Source organism: Flexivirga sp., from assembly GCF_051955415.1.
GTDB lineage: Bacteria > Actinomycetota > Actinomycetes > Actinomycetales > Dermatophilaceae > Flexivirga.
The window spans coordinates 1-15,423 of sequence record NZ_JBQCGS010000063.1; the positions used below are offsets into that span (position 1 = coordinate 1).

Annotated in this window: 14 protein-coding genes and 1 riboswitch; of the genes, 6 read left to right on the forward strand and 8 right to left on the reverse strand. The window is 69.1% G+C overall.

Annotation, left to right across the window (positions count from 1 at the left end; genetic code table 11):
• The coding region (locus ACTHL4_RS10715; protein WP_440282751.1) for an acyl-CoA carboxylase subunit beta at nt 1–1,632 on the forward strand (1,632 nt) is incomplete at its 5' end.
• Nucleotides 1,633–1,655: 23 nt separating this feature from the next.
• Complete coding sequence (locus ACTHL4_RS10720) at nt 1,656–2,894, forward strand: YihY/virulence factor BrkB family protein (protein WP_440282752.1); 1,239 nt, start codon at nt 1,656–1,658, stop codon at nt 2,892–2,894.
• An 18-nt stretch (nt 2,895–2,912) separates the two neighbouring features.
• On the opposite strand, the gene metE is transcribed toward ACTHL4_RS10720, so the two are convergent.
• Complete coding sequence (gene metE, locus ACTHL4_RS10725; RefSeq protein ID WP_440282753.1) at nt 2,913–5,207, reverse strand: 5-methyltetrahydropteroyltriglutamate--homocysteine S-methyltransferase; 2,295 nt, start codon at nt 5,205–5,207, stop codon at nt 2,913–2,915.
• Between the two features lie 66 nt (nt 5,208–5,273).
• Nucleotides 5,274–5,451: riboswitch (cobalamin riboswitch) on the reverse strand.
• A gap of 234 nt (nt 5,452–5,685) precedes the next feature.
• Here metE and ACTHL4_RS10730 point away from each other — a divergent pair.
• Both ACTHL4_RS10730 and ACTHL4_RS10735 read left to right on the forward strand, forming a co-directional pair.
• Nucleotides 5,686–6,021 (forward strand): hypothetical protein, encoded by a 336-nt coding sequence (locus ACTHL4_RS10730; protein ID WP_440282754.1) that lies wholly within the window; start codon nt 5,686–5,688, stop codon nt 6,019–6,021.
• Complete coding sequence (locus tag ACTHL4_RS10735; protein WP_440282755.1) at nt 5,952–6,335, forward strand: hypothetical protein; 384 nt, start codon at nt 5,952–5,954, stop codon at nt 6,333–6,335. The genes ACTHL4_RS10730 and ACTHL4_RS10735 overlap by 70 nt, the downstream gene beginning before the upstream one ends.
• 7 nt (nt 6,336–6,342) lie before the next feature.
• Here the strand turns inward: ACTHL4_RS10735 and ACTHL4_RS10740 are convergent, their stop codons facing one another.
• From ACTHL4_RS10740 to ACTHL4_RS10755, 4 genes are read right to left on the reverse strand one after another with little or no spacing between them, the layout of a single operon-like run.
• Nucleotides 6,343–6,744, reverse strand: a complete 402-nt coding sequence (locus ACTHL4_RS10740) for a PIN domain-containing protein (RefSeq protein ID WP_440282756.1) — start codon at nt 6,742–6,744, stop codon at nt 6,343–6,345.
• A complete protein-coding gene (locus ACTHL4_RS10745) occupies nt 6,741–6,989 on the reverse strand; it encodes an AbrB/MazE/SpoVT family DNA-binding domain-containing protein (protein WP_440282757.1) in 249 nt (82 codons plus the stop codon). The genes ACTHL4_RS10740 and ACTHL4_RS10745 overlap by 4 nt, the downstream gene beginning before the upstream one ends.
• A 43-nt stretch (nt 6,990–7,032) precedes the next feature.
• Nucleotides 7,033–7,842 carry a hydrolase gene (locus ACTHL4_RS10750; protein ID WP_440282758.1) on the reverse strand — a complete coding sequence of 270 codons (810 nt, stop codon included), beginning with the start codon at nt 7,840–7,842 and terminating at the stop codon, nt 7,033–7,035.
• Between the two features lie 46 nt (nt 7,843–7,888).
• The gene (locus ACTHL4_RS10755; protein ID WP_440282759.1) at nt 7,889–9,163 is read right to left on the reverse strand and encodes an MFS transporter; all 1,275 of its coding nucleotides are present in this window, start codon (nt 9,161–9,163) and stop codon (nt 7,889–7,891) included.
• Between the two features lie 179 nt (nt 9,164–9,342).
• Here ACTHL4_RS10755 and ACTHL4_RS10760 point away from each other — a divergent pair, with 179 nt between their 5' ends.
• The gene (locus ACTHL4_RS10760; protein WP_440282760.1) at nt 9,343–10,644 is read left to right on the forward strand and encodes an MFS transporter; all 1,302 of its coding nucleotides are present in this window, start codon (nt 9,343–9,345) and stop codon (nt 10,642–10,644) included.
• Nucleotides 10,645–10,662: 18 nt separating this feature from the next.
• Here the strand turns inward: ACTHL4_RS10760 and ACTHL4_RS10765 are convergent, their stop codons facing one another.
• From ACTHL4_RS10765 to ACTHL4_RS10775, 3 genes are read right to left on the reverse strand one after another with little or no spacing between them, the layout of a single operon-like run.
• Entirely contained in the window at nt 10,663–11,292 is a 630-nt protein-coding gene (locus ACTHL4_RS10765) for a Maf family protein (protein WP_440282761.1), read from the reverse strand.
• A 25-nt stretch (nt 11,293–11,317) separates the two neighbouring features.
• Nucleotides 11,318–13,204, reverse strand: coding sequence for a Na+/H+ antiporter (locus ACTHL4_RS10770; RefSeq protein ID WP_440282762.1), 1,887 nt, complete (start codon nt 13,202–13,204; stop codon nt 11,318–11,320).
• A gap of 27 nt (nt 13,205–13,231) precedes the next feature.
• The gene (locus ACTHL4_RS10775) at nt 13,232–14,884 is read right to left on the reverse strand and encodes a DUF885 domain-containing protein (RefSeq protein ID WP_440282763.1); all 1,653 of its coding nucleotides are present in this window, start codon (nt 14,882–14,884) and stop codon (nt 13,232–13,234) included.
• A gap of 143 nt (nt 14,885–15,027) precedes the next feature.
• On the opposite strand from ACTHL4_RS10775, the gene ACTHL4_RS10780 reads away from it, so the two are divergent.
• The coding region (locus tag ACTHL4_RS10780; protein WP_440282764.1) for a hypothetical protein at nt 15,028–15,423 on the forward strand (396 nt) is incomplete at its 3' end.

Consider the following 15,423-nt stretch of genomic DNA (forward strand, 5'->3'; position numbering starts at 1 on the left):
CGCCCCCAAGATCCTGGTGCTCGCCGACGGCCCCTCGGCGGCCCACCGGGGGCGGCCCGCGCGCGGCCTCGGGGTGCGGGCTGGCGCCCGCCCCCTGCCCGGGGGGGCGCGGCCGGCCGCGCACGGCTCGCGGCGGCGCACCAGGCATCGCAGACGCTCTCGGACAAGGCGCGCGCCAAGCTCGACTCGCAGCACAAGCTCTACGTGCGCGACCGGATCGCGTTGCTCTTCGACGAGGGCTCCTTCATCGAGGACGGCCGCTACGCCAATGCCACCGCCGGCAATCTGCCGGCCGACGGTGTGGTCACCGGCCGCGGCACCGTCGACGGCCGGCCGGCGATCGTGGTCGCCAACGACCCGACGGTGAAGGCCGGCTCCTGGGGCGCCCGCACGGTCGAGAAGATCGTGCGCGCCACGGAATCGGCGCTGCGCGAGGAACTGCCGATCTTCTGGTTCGTCGACTCGGCCGGCGCGCGGATCACCGACCAGGTGCAACTCTTCCCGGGCCGGCGCGGCGCCGGACGGATCTTCCACAACCAGGTCGCGCTGTCGGGCAAGGTGCCGCAGATCTGCTGCCTCTTCGGCCCATCGGCCGCCGGCGGCGCATACATCCCCAGCTTCACCGACGTCCTCATCATGGTCGAGGGCAACGCCTCCATGTACCTCGGCAGCCCGCGTATGGCGGAGATGGTCGTCGGTGAGAAGGTGACGCTCGAGGAGATGGGCGGCGCCCGGATGCACTGCACCGTCTCCGGGGTGGGCGACCTGCTCGCCGAGGACGACACCGAGGCCATCGAGCTGGCCAAGCTGTTCTTCTCCTACGTGCCCTCCACCTGGCGGGAGGCGCCCCCGGCATACCTCGCGGAGGAGCCGGAGGTGCCGCTGACCGACACCACGGTGCCGGAGATCGAGAGCCAGCCCTTCGACATCCATCACGTCATCGAGGGACTGGTCGACGACGACTCGTTCTTCGAGATCAAGCCGCTCTTCGCACCCGAACTGGTCGTCGGCTTCGGCCGGATGGACGGGCGCACAGTGGGTTTCGTGGCCAACAACTCCGCGGCCAAGGGCGGTGTGCTCTTCACCGACAGCGCCGACAAGGCGACCCGCTTCATCTGGATGTGCGACGCCTACTCGATCCCGTTGATCTACCTGGCTGACGTGCCCGGGTTCATGATCGGCTCCGAGGTCGAGCGCGGCGGGATCATCCGGCACGGCGCCAAGATGGTGTCGGCGGTGTCGGAGGCCACCGTGCCGCAGTTCTGCGTGGTGGTGCGCAAGGCGTACGGCGCGGGCCTCTACGCCATGTGCGGTCCCGGCTTCGGGCCGGACGCGACCATCGCCCTGCCCACCGCGCGCATCGCGGTCATGGGTCCGGAGGCGGCCGTCAACGCCGTGTATGCCGGCAAGATCGCCGCCATCGAGGACGAGGCGGAGCGCGCTGCGTTCGTGCAGGCGCGCCGTGACGAATACCTGCAGGACGTCGACCTGGAACGACTGGCGTCCGACCTGGTCATCGACACGGTGGTCGAGGCGCCCGACCTGCGCGCGGACCTCTTGCGCCGACTGCGGTATGCCGCCCGTCGTGACCGCGCCTTCAGCGAGCGGCGCCGCGCCATACCCCCAGTCTAGGTCACACCCGATACCGTGGAGGGGTGGTGGCACACTCGGCGGTGGATCGGGCGCAGCGGCGATTCGCGCCGCTGGGTTACCCCATCGCCGTCGTCTACAAGTTCTTCGACGACATGGGCAACTACCTGGCGGCGCTGCTGGCCTTCTACGCCTTCGTGTCGCTCTTCCCGCTGCTCATCCTGGCCACCACCATCCTGGGTGTGGTCCTCAACGGCGACCCGGGACTCCAGCAGGAGCTGATCAAGTCGGCGCTCAACGAGTTCCCGATCATCAGCGACCAGATCAGCAAGCCGAACGCCCTCTCCGGCAGCTGGGTCTCGATCACCGTCAGCACGCTCGTGGCGCTCTACGGTGCGCTGGGTAGTGCGCAGGCATTCCAGTACATCGCCAACAGCGTGTGGCAGGTGCCGCGCAACTCGCGACCCAATCCCTTTGCGGCGCGTGGCAAGTCGGTCGGACTGATCGGCCTGCTCGGGACGTCGCTGCTGGCCACCATCGGTCTGACGCAGGTCGTGCCGCGGCTGGTGCACCTGGAGGGGCTCGCCTCGCTCGGAGTGAAGCTGGGCACCCTGGCGATCGACGTGCTCGCCCTGATGGTCGCCTACCACGTGGCGACCGGTCGCTCGCTGCGCTGGCGGGAGATGTGGCCTGGCGCGGTCTTCGCCGCCATCATGTGGCAGGTGCTGCAGCGCTTCGGCAACCTGTATGTCGAGCACGTCGTGCAGCGCAACGCCTCGATGAACGGCACTCTGGCCGTCGTCCTCGGTCTGATGCTCTTCCTCTTCGTCGCCGGCATCATCGTGGTGCTGAGCATGGAGATCAACGCTGTCTGGGTGTTGCGCCTGTGGCCGCGGGCGCTGCTGACTCCGTTCACGGACAACGTGCAGCTCACGGACGCCGATGTGCGCGCCTACAGCGGTCTCGCGCACACGACGCGGCTCAAGGGATTCCAGCGGATCGACGTCGGCTTCGACACGCCAGCCCAGCCCGATCGTGCGGACGCGGAACCTGCCCACCAGGAAGTGCCGCTGCCGTTGGACTTCGGCGACGGCACCGCGCAGCTGCCGACGACACCGGCACCGCCTCCTGAGGCGCACCGGTTGCCGACCCCGCAGCCGGCCGCGCCCGACCGCGACGAGCGGACGATCCCCCTCGTCACCCGGCACCTGGACACCGAGCGGGGCGACGAGGGGGACGCTGCCGAGGAGCCCGACAACGAGACGGCGCCGATCATCCACGGCCCGTGGTCGGCCGAGCGCTGACGGCTCCGACGGGCGCGGTCAGGATGCGGCCGCGCCGACCTTCTCGCGCACCGTCCGCGCGGCGGCGACCAGGTGCGCGAGCGCAGCCCGCACCTCTGCGGGACGACGCGTCTTCAGTCCGCAATCCGGGTTCGCCCAGACCAGTTCGGCCGGCAGGGACCGCACCGCGCGTTCCAGCAGCTGCCGCACCTCGTCTTCGGCGGGCACCCGCGGCGAGTGGATGTCGTAGACGCCGGGACCGACCCCCTTGCGATAGCCCGCATCCCGCAGCTCCTCGGCGAGCGACATACCCGACCGGGCCGCCTCCAGACTGATCACGTCGGCGTCCAGTTCGTCGATCGCGGCGAAGATGTCACCGAAGTCTGCATAGCACATGTGCGTATGCACCTGGGTGGCGTCTGCGACCGAACTCGTTGCCAACCGGAAGGATTCGGTCGCCCAGCGCAGGTAAGCCGCGCGGTCCGCGGCGCGCAGCGGGAGCGTCTCGCGCAGTGCCGGTTCGTCGACCTGGATGATCCGGCAGCCCGCCCGTTCCAGGTCGGACACTTCGTCGCGCAACGCGAGCGCGACCTGCCGGGCGGTGTCGCCGACCGGCTGGTCGTCGCGGACGAACGACCAGGCAACCATCGTGACCGGTCCGGTCAGCATGCCCTTGACCGGTCGGTCGGTCAGCGACTGCGCGTACCGCCACCAGTCGACGGTCATCGGCTCAGGACGCGACACGTCGCCGAAGATGATCGGCGGCCGCACGCACCGGGTGCCGTAGGACTGCACCCAGCCGTGGGCGGTCGTCAGGAAGCCCTCGAGCTGCTCGGCGAAGTACTGCACCATGTCGTTGCGCTCCGGTTCGCCGTGGACGAGCACGTCGAGGCCGAGTTCCTCCTGGACCTCGATGACCGAAGCGATCTCACTTCTCATGGCGAGTTCGTATGCCGCGCGGTCGCTCTCGCCCTTGCGCAGTGCCGCGCGCGCCTTGCGCACGGCGGCGGTCTGCGGGAACGAGCCGATGGTGGTGGTCGGCAGTGGCGGCAGCCCGAGTGCCTGCTGTTGCTGCTCGCGGCGCTGCTCGAAGGCGGTCGCGCGATGGGTGTCGGCGCTGGTGATCGCGGCCGTCCGGGTTCGCACGGTTTCGTCGTGAGTCCGTGCCGAACCGCGTCGCGAGGCGATCGCGTCACGTGCGTTCTCCAGCGCGGGAGCTGCGCCATCCTGGCCGTCCAATGCCGTTGCCAGGGTGCGGATCTCGAGCACCTTCTCGCGTGCGAAGGCCAGCCAGCTGCGGACTTCGTCATCGATCGCGGATTCGCGCGAGGCGTCGAGCGGCACGTGCAGCAGCGAGCAGGAACTGCCGACGACCAGATCGTCGACGCGCGGGGCCAGCCGATGGAGCGTGGCCAGCCGGTCGTCCAGGTCTGCGGCCCAGACGTTGCGGCCGTCGATGACACCTGCGACGAGTCGCTTGCCGGCCAGCCCGTGCTGGAGGATCGCCGTGACGTTGTCGGCGATGGTGCAGTCGATCGCCAGGCCGTCGACGGGTGCGTCCGCGAGCACCTCGAACGCGTCCTGCAGGGCGGCGAAATAGCTGGCAATCAACAGTTTCGGTCGATTGCTCGTCGTGCCGAGGCGGTCGAGGGCATGCCGTGCGGCGTCCAGCACGGGCGCCGGCTGATCCAGCACCAGGGCGGGCTCGTCCAACTGCACCCAGGCGGCACCGGCGTCGTGCAGGGCGCCGAGGATCTCGGCATACACGTCGAGCAGCGGGTCGAGCAACGACAGCGGATCGAAGCCGGTCGGTGCCTCGTCGGCCGCCTTGGACAGCAGGAGGAAGGTGACTGGTCCGATGAGCACGGGACGCGCCCGATGGCCGGCCCGGGTCGCCTCGGTGAAGTGTGCGACCTGCCGGGCGGGGTCTGCGGCGAAGACCGTCTTGGGGGACAGCTCCGGGACCAGGTAGTGGTAGTTGGTGTCGAACCACTTCGTCATCTCCAGCGGAGCCACCCGGTCGTTGCCGCGCGCCCTCGCGAAATAGACGTCCAGCCGGCTGTCGGCGGCGTCACGATAGCGCTGCGGGACGGCACCGACCATGGTCGCCGTGTCGAGCACGTGATCGTAGTAGGAGAAGTCGCCTGTGGGGACCTCATGGATCCCGTTGTCGGCCAGTTGTTTCCACGCATCGGCGCGTAGCTCGGCGGCGGCGTCGTGCAGTTGCTCGGCAGTGTTGCGGCCGGTCCAGTAGCCCTCGACGGCCCGTTTCAGTTCCCGTTTGGGGCCCTGTCGCGGCCAGCCCAGAACGGTTGCGATCGTGTGATCGGTCATCAGCAATCTCCTTCGTGACCCACCCGAGAGGTCACTTCGTCGGCCGCACCGGGGCCCGGGTCCGGGCGACGGGCAGGTATTCGGACTCGTGAGCGTGCCGGTGCCGGCGTCTACTGTCCGTCGCTTCCCAGCCGATGGCCAGTGCGTATGACGGAGGTCGTTCTCACATACCGCTGCGGGGCAGTCCCGGAGTCGCACCGGGTTCCCTGTTGTCTCGCCGCACCGTGGCGCGGCGAACCTGTCGCGTTCCGCAGCCTACTGACGCTTGCCGGAGCTCTCGGCATCTGGTCGATCTGCGGACACCTCGGCTCCCAGCACCTCTTCGAGGGGTGCTCCGAACATCATGCCGCGGATGCGCTGACGATCACCCAACTGGTGATCGCCGGTGTGGTGGTCGGCGGCGCGGAGGCGTTCTTCTCTCCCCGCGGACACGCTGGCGACGAAAACCGTTGTGCCGGCTGAGGATCTGAGCACCGCGATGTCCGCGATACAGGGGCGGCAGGGTGTCACCGGCCTGGTCGACCCGCCGTTGGGCGGGCTGCCTTTCTCGGTCTCCCGATCGCTGCCGGTGCTGGCCGACGTGGTGTCCTACCTGGGCGCCGCGGTCGCGGCGCTGTTGGTGCGCACGCCACTGCCGGCGCCGCCTCCGGACGGCGACGCGCACGAACCTCCGGTGCGAGCGATGCGATCCGGTCTGCGTTTCGCATGGCGCCATGAGGTGCTCCGGCCGGACGGATGCTGCTCGTGGCTGCCACCGTGCTCGCCGCGAGTCTGGTCGCGTGTGCGTTCGTGCAGAGCTATCCGTTGGTGCTGACGCTGCTCGTCGTCGGTTTCGTGCTGAACCCGGCACCCAACGCGGGCTTTATGACCTACGTCATGCTGATCACCCCCGATGCGCTGCAGGGCCGTGTCCAGAGCGCGCTGATGACGTGCGTGCTGGCGATGTCACCACTCGCGCCGGCGGCCGGAGGACTGTTCACGGAGTGGTGGGGCGGCGAACCCACCCTGGTGGTGCTCGGTGCGTTGACGTTCGTGGTCGCCTCACTGATGCTGGTCGGACCACTCCGGCGAATGCCGCTGCTAGCCGATGTCGCCCCCGCCGATGCCGCGACGGCCGGATCCGTCTGACTCGCGGTCAGTCTCGGCCGGGTTGGACCCGTCGAACCGTGGGCACCCGGTCGATCGCCTTGTCGAACGAGGCAACCTTACCGACGGCAGAACTTTCCGCGCACGCCACTAGGTATGCCTCGGCGAAGTCGAGGCGGTCGACCTCGTAGATCTCCACTGCGCGGAGCAGGGTGTCACGGTCGGTCACGACCACGGACTGGAGCGCAAGCAGGGATCTGATGACCTCGGCGGCCCGGACCCGGGGGACTTCGTAAAACGACTCCAAGACGTAGACGGTCTCGGCGACGATCAGATCGGCCAACAAAAGTTCGGACTCGCGGCGCAGGAAGGCGGTGGCGTGCGCGGCCATGGCCGGTGGATCACCCGTCAGGTGCCTGATGAGGACGTTCGTGTCGACGAACGCCGTCATTGCGATCGGGCGGCTCGTGCCCCATGAGTGCGACGGAGCACGTCGTCCCAGGTCGCGTTGCGCTTCGCTGCCGGAACGGGCACCGTGCCGGCAAGGCTCAGGAAGTCGGGCGTGCGCGCGAGCACCGCCCGGTCGCCTTCGACTCGGAAGAAGATGTCGTCCCCTTCGGTGACGCCGAGTGCGTCCCGCACTGCCTTGGGCACCGTGATCTGCCCTTTCGACGTCAGTCTGGCGGTGGTCTCCATGACGTTCCTTACTCTCGGTACTGAGGTAAGGATAGCAGGGCGATCACATCAAGTGGTCGAAGTCTCCGCGGACCCATGCGGCGTGCCGCTCCGCCGAGCGCTGCACGGCCGCACCGGCGTTGGTCGGGACAGCCACGCCGAAGTTGTTCCAGATCTCGTCGAACGCGAGCGGCGCGACGCGTGCGGCGATCCGCTGGACAACGTTGCCGGACAACGGGATCCGGTTGGGGTAGGAGCGCATGAAACTCACCGTCCGACGGTCCGGGTTCGGCATGATCGTGTCGCCGCTGAGCAGCGCGCCGCGACCGCCCGCACCCTGGGTCCAATGGGCGACCGCGCTGCCCGGGAAGTGGCCGCCGATCCGGTGCAGGGTCAGCCCGTCGGTCAGCGGCAGCCGGTCACCCCACTCGGTGATCGCCGGACCGCGACGGCCCAGCCACCGGCTGTCCGCCGCGTTCACGTACACCGGTGCGTCGTCGAACGCGGCCGACCACTCGAGCTGGACGCCGAACATGTGCGGATGGCTCGCCGCGATCCACCGGATGCCACCCCGGCCGGACACCGCCGCGACGGCCTCGTCGTCGAGGTAACCCGGCGGGTCCCACAGCAGGTTGCCCTCGGGCGTCTGCACCAGCAGGCCGGTCTGCCCGATGCCCACGTCGGTGCGCAGGCCGGTGAGCCCGGGCCGCAGGTCCAGCACCTCGACGCGGCGCCCGGCCGCGGCCAACTGGTTGAGGCTGGACCAGATCTGTCCCTGCTCGGGCAGGTACTGTCGCTCGTCGGCGCAGATCGGGCAGTCGCGGCCCGCGGCGCTGTCGTCGTACTCCACGGCGCAGGTGGCACAGGTGATCATGGGCACCATCCTCGTCCTTCGAGCGCACGTGAGGTCAATCGAGACCTCACCCGGTCGTCTCGGCGACCACGCTGGCGTCGCGGGTGCCGAAGCGGATCCCCTTCTGTTCCTTGCCGACGAGGGTCAACACAATGACCGCGATGAACACCGGGACGATGGTGACGGACAGTGCGAACGGGTAGCCGTGCGACGACGCCAGCGCTTCCTGGATCGGCAGGTTGAATGCCGCCAGGCAGTTGCCGAGCTGGTAGGTGACACCGGGGTAGAAACCGCGGATCTCGTCGGGCGACAGCTCCGTCAGGTGCGCGGGTATGACGCCCCAGGCGCCCTGCACCATCACCTGCATCAGGAACGAACCGAGAATGATCATCCCGATCGACGTGGAATACGCGAAGAGCGGCACGATCGGCAGCCCGAGCACCGCGCACAGCACGATCAGCGTCTTGCGGCCGTAGCGCTCCGACAGGGAGCCCGCGATCGCGCCACCGATGATCGCGCCGATGTTGTAGATCACCGCGATCCAGGTGGCGGTCGACTTGGCGAAGCCCAGCCCGGAGTCGACGGTCTCCTTCAGGAAGGTCGGGTAGACGTCCTGGGTCCCGTGGCTCATCCAGTTGAACGCGGTCATCAGCAGCACCAGGAAGATGAAGCGCTTCCAGATCGTCGGGTTCTTCACGATGTCGCCGACGCTCGTGGTGGTCGACCTGAAGCGCTCGCGGCTCTCGCGCCATACCTCCGACTCCTCGACGCGGGCGCGGATGATCAACGAGATCAGCGCCGGCACGATCGACAGGGCGAACATCCACCGCCAGTTGAGGCCCCACCAGGTGTTGACCACCAGGAACGCCAGTGACGCCATCAGGTAACCCATCGAGTAGCCGCCCTGCAGGATGCCGGAGAAGAAGCCACGGCGGTGGACCGGGATCTTCTCCATCGCCAACGCTGCACCCAGACCCCACTCGCCGCCCATGCCGATGCCGTAGAGCATGCGCAGCACCATCAGCACCCAGAAGTTGGGTGCGAACGCGCACAGGAACCCGACCACCGAGTAGAACGACACGTCGACCATCAGCGGGATGCGGCGGCCGGCACGGTCGGCCCACAGGCCGAAGATGAATGCCCCGACCGGGCGCATGACCAGGGTCATCGTGGTGATCAGCGACATCTCGGTCAGCGACTTGCCGAAGTCCTTGGCGATCTGGGCGTAGATCAGCACGACGAGGAAGTAGTCGAAGGCGTCCATCGCCCAGCCGAGGTAGGCCGCGGCGAACGAATTGCGCTGGTCCGCAGTGAGTTTGGCCGATGGGAAAGTGGTCGACATACGGCTCCTTGGGGCGAGGGAGGCGAGCAGCGGCGGGCCGATGGATAGGTGTCCGAAGAACGACGCTAGACCTGTATCCCGGGCCACCGGCGGTTGCGCATCGACGAGTTCGCCGCGTGACCAAACTCTTACCTTTCCGAACCCCAACGGCGGCCCACGGAATGGCAGGGTGGTGGATCGTGACAGTGGACGAAAGGGGGAGCGCGACGGTGGGGACCGACGACGCGGGGCATCCACCGGTGGACCCCGACGATCTCGTGCATCCGCCGCTGCGCCACAACCGCGATTACGCCTACCTGATCGCCGGCGGTGCGGTGTCCAGTCTCGGCAGCCGCATGAGCAGCCTCGCGTTCCCGCTGATCACTCTCGCCGCGACCGGCAGCCCGTTCGCGGTGGGCCTCGTCGCCGGTGCGACGACCATGGCGCTGGTGCTGATCGGCCTGCCCGCCGGTGCGCTGGTGGACCGTTGGGACCGCCGCCGGACGATGATCGCCGCGGCGGCGCTCGGCGCGGCGGCCTACCTGTCGGTGGCCGTCGCTGCATTCGCCGACCACGTCACCGTCCCGCACCTGATGCTGGCAGCGGCGTGCGGTGGGGTGGCCAACAGCTTCTACGGTCCCGCCGAGCAGGTCGCCGTGCGGCACGTGGTGCGCAAGGGCGACATACCGCGGGCGGCGGTCAACAACCAGGTGCGCTCGGCGACCGCGGGGCTGGCCGGGCCGCCGATCGGCGGGGCCCTCTTCGGGGTGGCTCGCGGACTGCCGATGGTCGCCGACGTCCTGACCTACCTGGTCGCGATCTTCTGCGCCTCACGGGTGCGCACACCGCTGCCGGGCACGGCGGCCCACGAGCGGGAGGCGTTGCTGCCGGCGATCCGCACCGGCCTGCGCTTCCTCTTCGGTCACGAGCTGCTGCGCACCATCACCCTGCTGTCGACGGTGCTGAACTTCGCCGGCACGGGCCTGGTCGTGTCGGTGACGATCACCATGCAGCAGCGCGGCACCGACCCTGCCTGGATCGGTGCGGTGACCAGCGCGATGGCGGTCTCGATGCTGGTCGCGTCGCTGCTGTCCGGCCGGATCCTGCAGCATCTGAGTGTGGGCCTGTTGATGCTGCTCACGCCCGTCGTCGGTGCGGCCGCGTTCACCGGTATGGCGTTCGTGCACGCCCCGTTGGTGCTGATGGTGCTGATGGCGTGCGCGACCTTCCTGCTCGCGCCGTGCAACGCGGCGGTCGTCGCGGTGTTGACCGACCGCACACCACCGGACCGCCTCGGGCGGGTGATGAGCGCCGACAACGTCATGTCGCTGGTGCTGACCGCGCTCGCCCCGGCGACGATGGGATTCCTCATCGGGGCAGCAGGTGGGGAGGAGGCGATGGTGGCCTTCGCCGTGCTGCTGCTGTCCGGTCTGGTCGTGCTCGGGTTCCCGCGGCTGATGCACATGCCCGCCGTCGTCGACCCCGCCGGCGAGGCGGCCTGACCCGCGCGGTGTGCTGTCTCAGTCGCGCAACTGGTCGAACCGCACGCCGACCTCGGCGAGCATGTCCCGCAGCACCGGCAGGCTGAGGCCCACCACGTTGTGGTGATCTCCCTCGATGCGGCGGACGAACGGGCCACCCAATCCGTCGATGGTGAAGGCACCTGCGACGTGCAGCGGCTCACCCGTGGCGACATACGCCTCGATCTCGGCGTCGCTGAGCGCGGCGAAATGCACCACGGTGGAGGCCACGACACCCAGCGTCGCCCCGGTGGAGTCGTCGCGGCCGTCGATGAGCCAGTGTCCGGTGTGCAGGGTGCCGGTCTGCCCGCGCATCCGCTGCCAGCGCGCGGTCGCGTCGGCCGCGTCGGCGGGTTTGCCGAACGTCTGCCCGTCGAACTCCAGCACCGAGTCACAGCCGAGCACGAGGGCGTCGGCGTCGGCGGTGGCGGCCACGGCCTCGCACTTGGCGCGGGCCAGCAGCAACGCGACCTCGTCGGTGGCCAGTGGCTGCCCGAGTGCTGTCTCGGCGGCCGTGATCGCGGCCGGTTCGTCGACGTCGGAGACGATGACCCGGGGTTCGACCCCGGCCGAGCGCAGCGTCGCGAGGCGGGCGGGGGAGGCGGAGGCGAGGATCAGGTCGACGGTCACGACGGGCCAGCCTAGGGGATGCCGGTCAACCCAGGATGTTGTCCACGAAGCACCAGCGCCAGGCCTCGCCCGGTTCGAAGGAACGCATGACCGGGTGGCCGGTCTCCTCGAAGTGCTTGCTGGCGTGTTTGCCGACCGAGGAGTCGCAGCAGCCGACGTGGCCGCACGCCAGGCACAGGCGCAGGTGGACCCAGACGGTGCCGTCGCGCAGACACTCCTCGCACCCCTCGGGTGTGTCGGGGTCGACCGCGAAGGGTGCGTCCGCGAGGTGCTGGCAGCCGAACTGGCGCTCCTCGGGCGTGAGCAGCAGGCGCTCGGTCAGGTTGCGGTCGTAGTCCTGCACGCGCGCGATCATCGACTCCTCCAGGTCCAGCGACCCCATGACGGCCTGCAACACCTCGTGGTCCATCACGCCCTTGTCGCGCAGTTTGAGGACCTTGGTGCGTTCGGCATCCAGCATGGCCGATCGCAGTCGTCGGTAGGCGTCCGACGGTGTCTCGCTGCGCTCGTCGCTGTGGCCGAGTCGCTCCCAGGCCAGGTTGGCGCGGCGGGCGGACTGGTGACGCAGCACGGTCACCACCTGTTCCGGGACGTCGAACTCGCTGTCGTCCAGCTCCTCGTCGAGTCGGTGGTTGCCGGCATTGACCGCCGCCTGGGTCAGCTGCGCGGTCTGGAGGGCGTCCTCGCGCGGGTCGGGCCCGTGCAGGTCGAGTCGGCGGGACAGGAACCCCAGCGTGAAGCCCTGCAGCACCAGGGTGCCCACCGTGACGACCAGCGCGATGAAGACCATCGCCTCGCGTCCGGGTGTCTCCGGCGGCAGCAGGAACGCCGCCGCCAGCGTCACCACGCCGCGCATACCGGCCCAGGACGCGATGGCGGTCTCGCGGCCGGTCATCGTGGTGCTGGACCAGCCCATCCGGCGGCTGATGATCTCCGAGCCGAGCAGCCACAGCGGCCGCAGCACCATGACGGTCAGCAGGATGAGGAGCGCGATGCCGAGGATCCGCGCCATGCTGTTGCCGGAGTTGCGGACGCCGTCGACGATGGTGTGGGTCTGCAGGCCGATCAGCAGGAAGACCATGTTCTCCAGCAGGAACGTCATCGACGCCCAGTTCAGCTGCTCGGAGACTCGCGACTGCGCGGTCTGGATCCTCGGCGCCGCGTGGCTGGTGGCCACGCCGCAGACGACGGCCGCGATGACGCCGGAGGCGTGCACCTTCTCGGCGGGCAGGTAGGCGATCCACGGGCTGAGGAAGCTCAACGCGACGATGGTGACGGTGTCGGTGACATGGCGCCATACCCACTTGACCAGCAGGTAGGCGACGAAGCCGATGACCGCGCCGCCGAGCGAAGCCCACAGGAAGTCCCGTCCCGCGGTGAAAATCGTTGCGGCACCGGCACCTCCGCCGATCAGCCCCTTGGCCGTGTTGACCGTCACCAGTGCGGTGGCGTCGTTGAAGAGCGACTCGCCCTCCAGCACCGACACCACGCGGCGGGGCAGGCCGATGCGGCGGGCGACGGCGGTGGCCGCGACGGCGTCGGGTGGAGCGACGACGGCGCCGAGGGCCACCGCGGCCGCGAACGGTATGTCGAGCAGCTTCCACGCCACCAGCGCGACACCGAAGGCGGTGAACAGCACCAGCAGCACGGACATCTGCAGGATCTGCCGTCGTTCCCGGCGCAGGTCGATGAGTGAGGTGTTGGACGCGGCCGCGAACAGCAGCGGCGGCAGGAAGCCGAGCAGGATGACCTCGGGGTTCACCTCGAACGGGTAGGGCATGAACGGCAGGAACGAGACCGCCGCACCCACGGCGACCAGGAGCAGCGGGGCCGACAGCCGGATCCACCGCGCCACGGTCGCGAGCACGACCACGGCAGCGGTCAGCAGGAAGATCGGGAGGGCGATGTGCACCCGGTCATCCTTGCAGCAGCCGGGTGATCAGAGCGTGCCGAGGACCGCGCCTCGCAGGGTGTCGAGGCCGACGGAGCCGATGTCGAGAGCGCGCCGGTGGAATGCCTTCAGGTCGAAGTCGGAGCCCTCCGCGGCTCGCGCTTCCTCGCGCAGCTGCAGCCAGATGCGCTCACCGATCTTGTATGACGGTGCCTGGCCGGGCCAGCCGAGGTAGCGGTCCAGCTCGAACCGCAGGAAGCCTTCGCCCATGTCGCAGTGGGCGTTGAGGAATTCCCAGGCCTTGTCGTAGGTCCACGCGCCCCCACCGACCTCCGCCGGCGCATCGAAACCGCAGTGCACCCCGATGTCGAGCACGACGCGGGCCGCGCGCAACGACTGGCCGTCCAGCATGCCGAGCTTGTTGCCCGGGTCCTGCAGGTAGCCCAAGTCGTCCATCAGCCGCTCGGCATACAGGGCCCAGCCCTCGCCATGGCCGGAGCACCACACGTCGAGACGACGCCAGGAGTTCAGCAGCGCGGAGCGGAAGATCGTCTGGCCGTTCTGCAGGTGATGTCCGGGGACGCCTTCGTGGTAGACGGTGGTCAGCTCCCGCCAGGTGCTGAAGTCCTCCTCACCCTTGGGCACCGACCACCACATCCGGCCGGGTCGGGAGAAGTCCTCGCTCGGTGCCGTGTAGTAGATGCCACCGGATTGCGTGGGGGCGATGCAACATTCGATGGTGCGCGCCGGTTCGGGTATGTCGAAGTGGCTGCCGCCGAGGTTGGCGATCGCCTCGTCGGCCTTGCCCTGCATCCAGCGCTGCAGCTCCTCGGTGCCGTGCAGGGTGTAGTCCGGGTCGGCGTCGAGGGCGGCCATGGCCTCCTTGACGGAGGCGCCGGGCTTGATCTGCTGGGCGACCTGCTGCATCTGGTCGGTGATGCGGGCCAACTCCTCCTGGCCCCAGGCGTAGGTCTCCTCGAGGTCGACGGTGGAGCCGAGGAAGTAGCGCGACCGGAGGCCGTAGACCTCGCGGCCGCAGGCATCGGACTCCGGTGCCTGCGGCAGGAGCTCGGTGCCCAGTCGCTCGCCGGCTCGCGCGTATGCCGCTGCCGCCGAGTCGACGGCGTCGGCGATCTGCGGGTGCTGCTTCTTCAGCCCCGCGAAGTAGCCGTCGTCCGCGGTGTGGTCCTTGGTCTGCTGGATGCACTGGACGACCTGTCGGCGGGGGCTGACCATGCCGCGGTCCGCCGCGACGTGCAACGACTCGAACCACTGGTCGAGTGCGCGGGGGACGGCTCGCATGCGGCGGCCGATCGTGTCGATCTGCTCGGGGGTGTCGGTCGGCATCAGGTCGAAGATGTCGCGAATGTCTTGCAGTGGTGAGGCGATCACGTTCAGCGAGGCGTGCTCGAGGCCGGCGTCATACGTCTCGATGTCCAGGCCGAGCCGTTCGCGCATCGCATCGATGGTGACCTTGTCGACGTCATCGGCGGCCCTCACGCCGTCCAGCGCCTGCAGCGTCTCGCGGTGCAGCCGGTTGCGGGCGGCGAGGCCATCCGGGGAGAAGTCGTCGAGCTCGTCCTGCCTGTCGCTCGATCCGAGGTAGGTGCCCCACATCGGTGAGAGCGCGAGGGACTGCTCGTGCAGGGCGTTGGCGATGGCGTCGACGGGTGTGGGGGTGCGTGCGAGGTCGTCTGTCACATGCTGCACGGTAGCCGCCGTCGCGGCCGTCCAGCTGGAATTCGGTCGTGCCGCGACGGCCGCCGCAGAAGCGCAGGGGTGTCGGTGGTCGGACCTAGACTCGAACACAGATAGCAAACAGGCGAGACGGATGGGGGCCGGTCATGACGGAGGACACCGCGGGCAGCGTGGATCTTGCTGGCCTGCCCGGTCCGGTGGCTGACGCGGTGCGGCTTCTTGTCGCGGAGGCGAAGGCTCTGGGGAGCCGTGAGCGAGGCGCGCCGGGCCGCGTCCGGCTGGAGCGGCTGGGAGACGTGATCCAAGCCGCGGAGGCGGTGAAGGGGTTCGCCGATGCCGTGTTGCTGGATGCCACCTCGGAGCTCGTCGAGGATCTGAGCGCCGATCATCGCGTCCCGATCGATGACCCGCGGTATGCCGAGAAGGTTGCGGTGCATCGCAAGAGTGCGTGTCGGGCGGTGGTGCACGAGGTGCAGTTGCTGACCGGTTCGACGTTGACCGCGGCGCGGGAGCGGGTGCGGTTCGCCACGGCGATGGAGCAG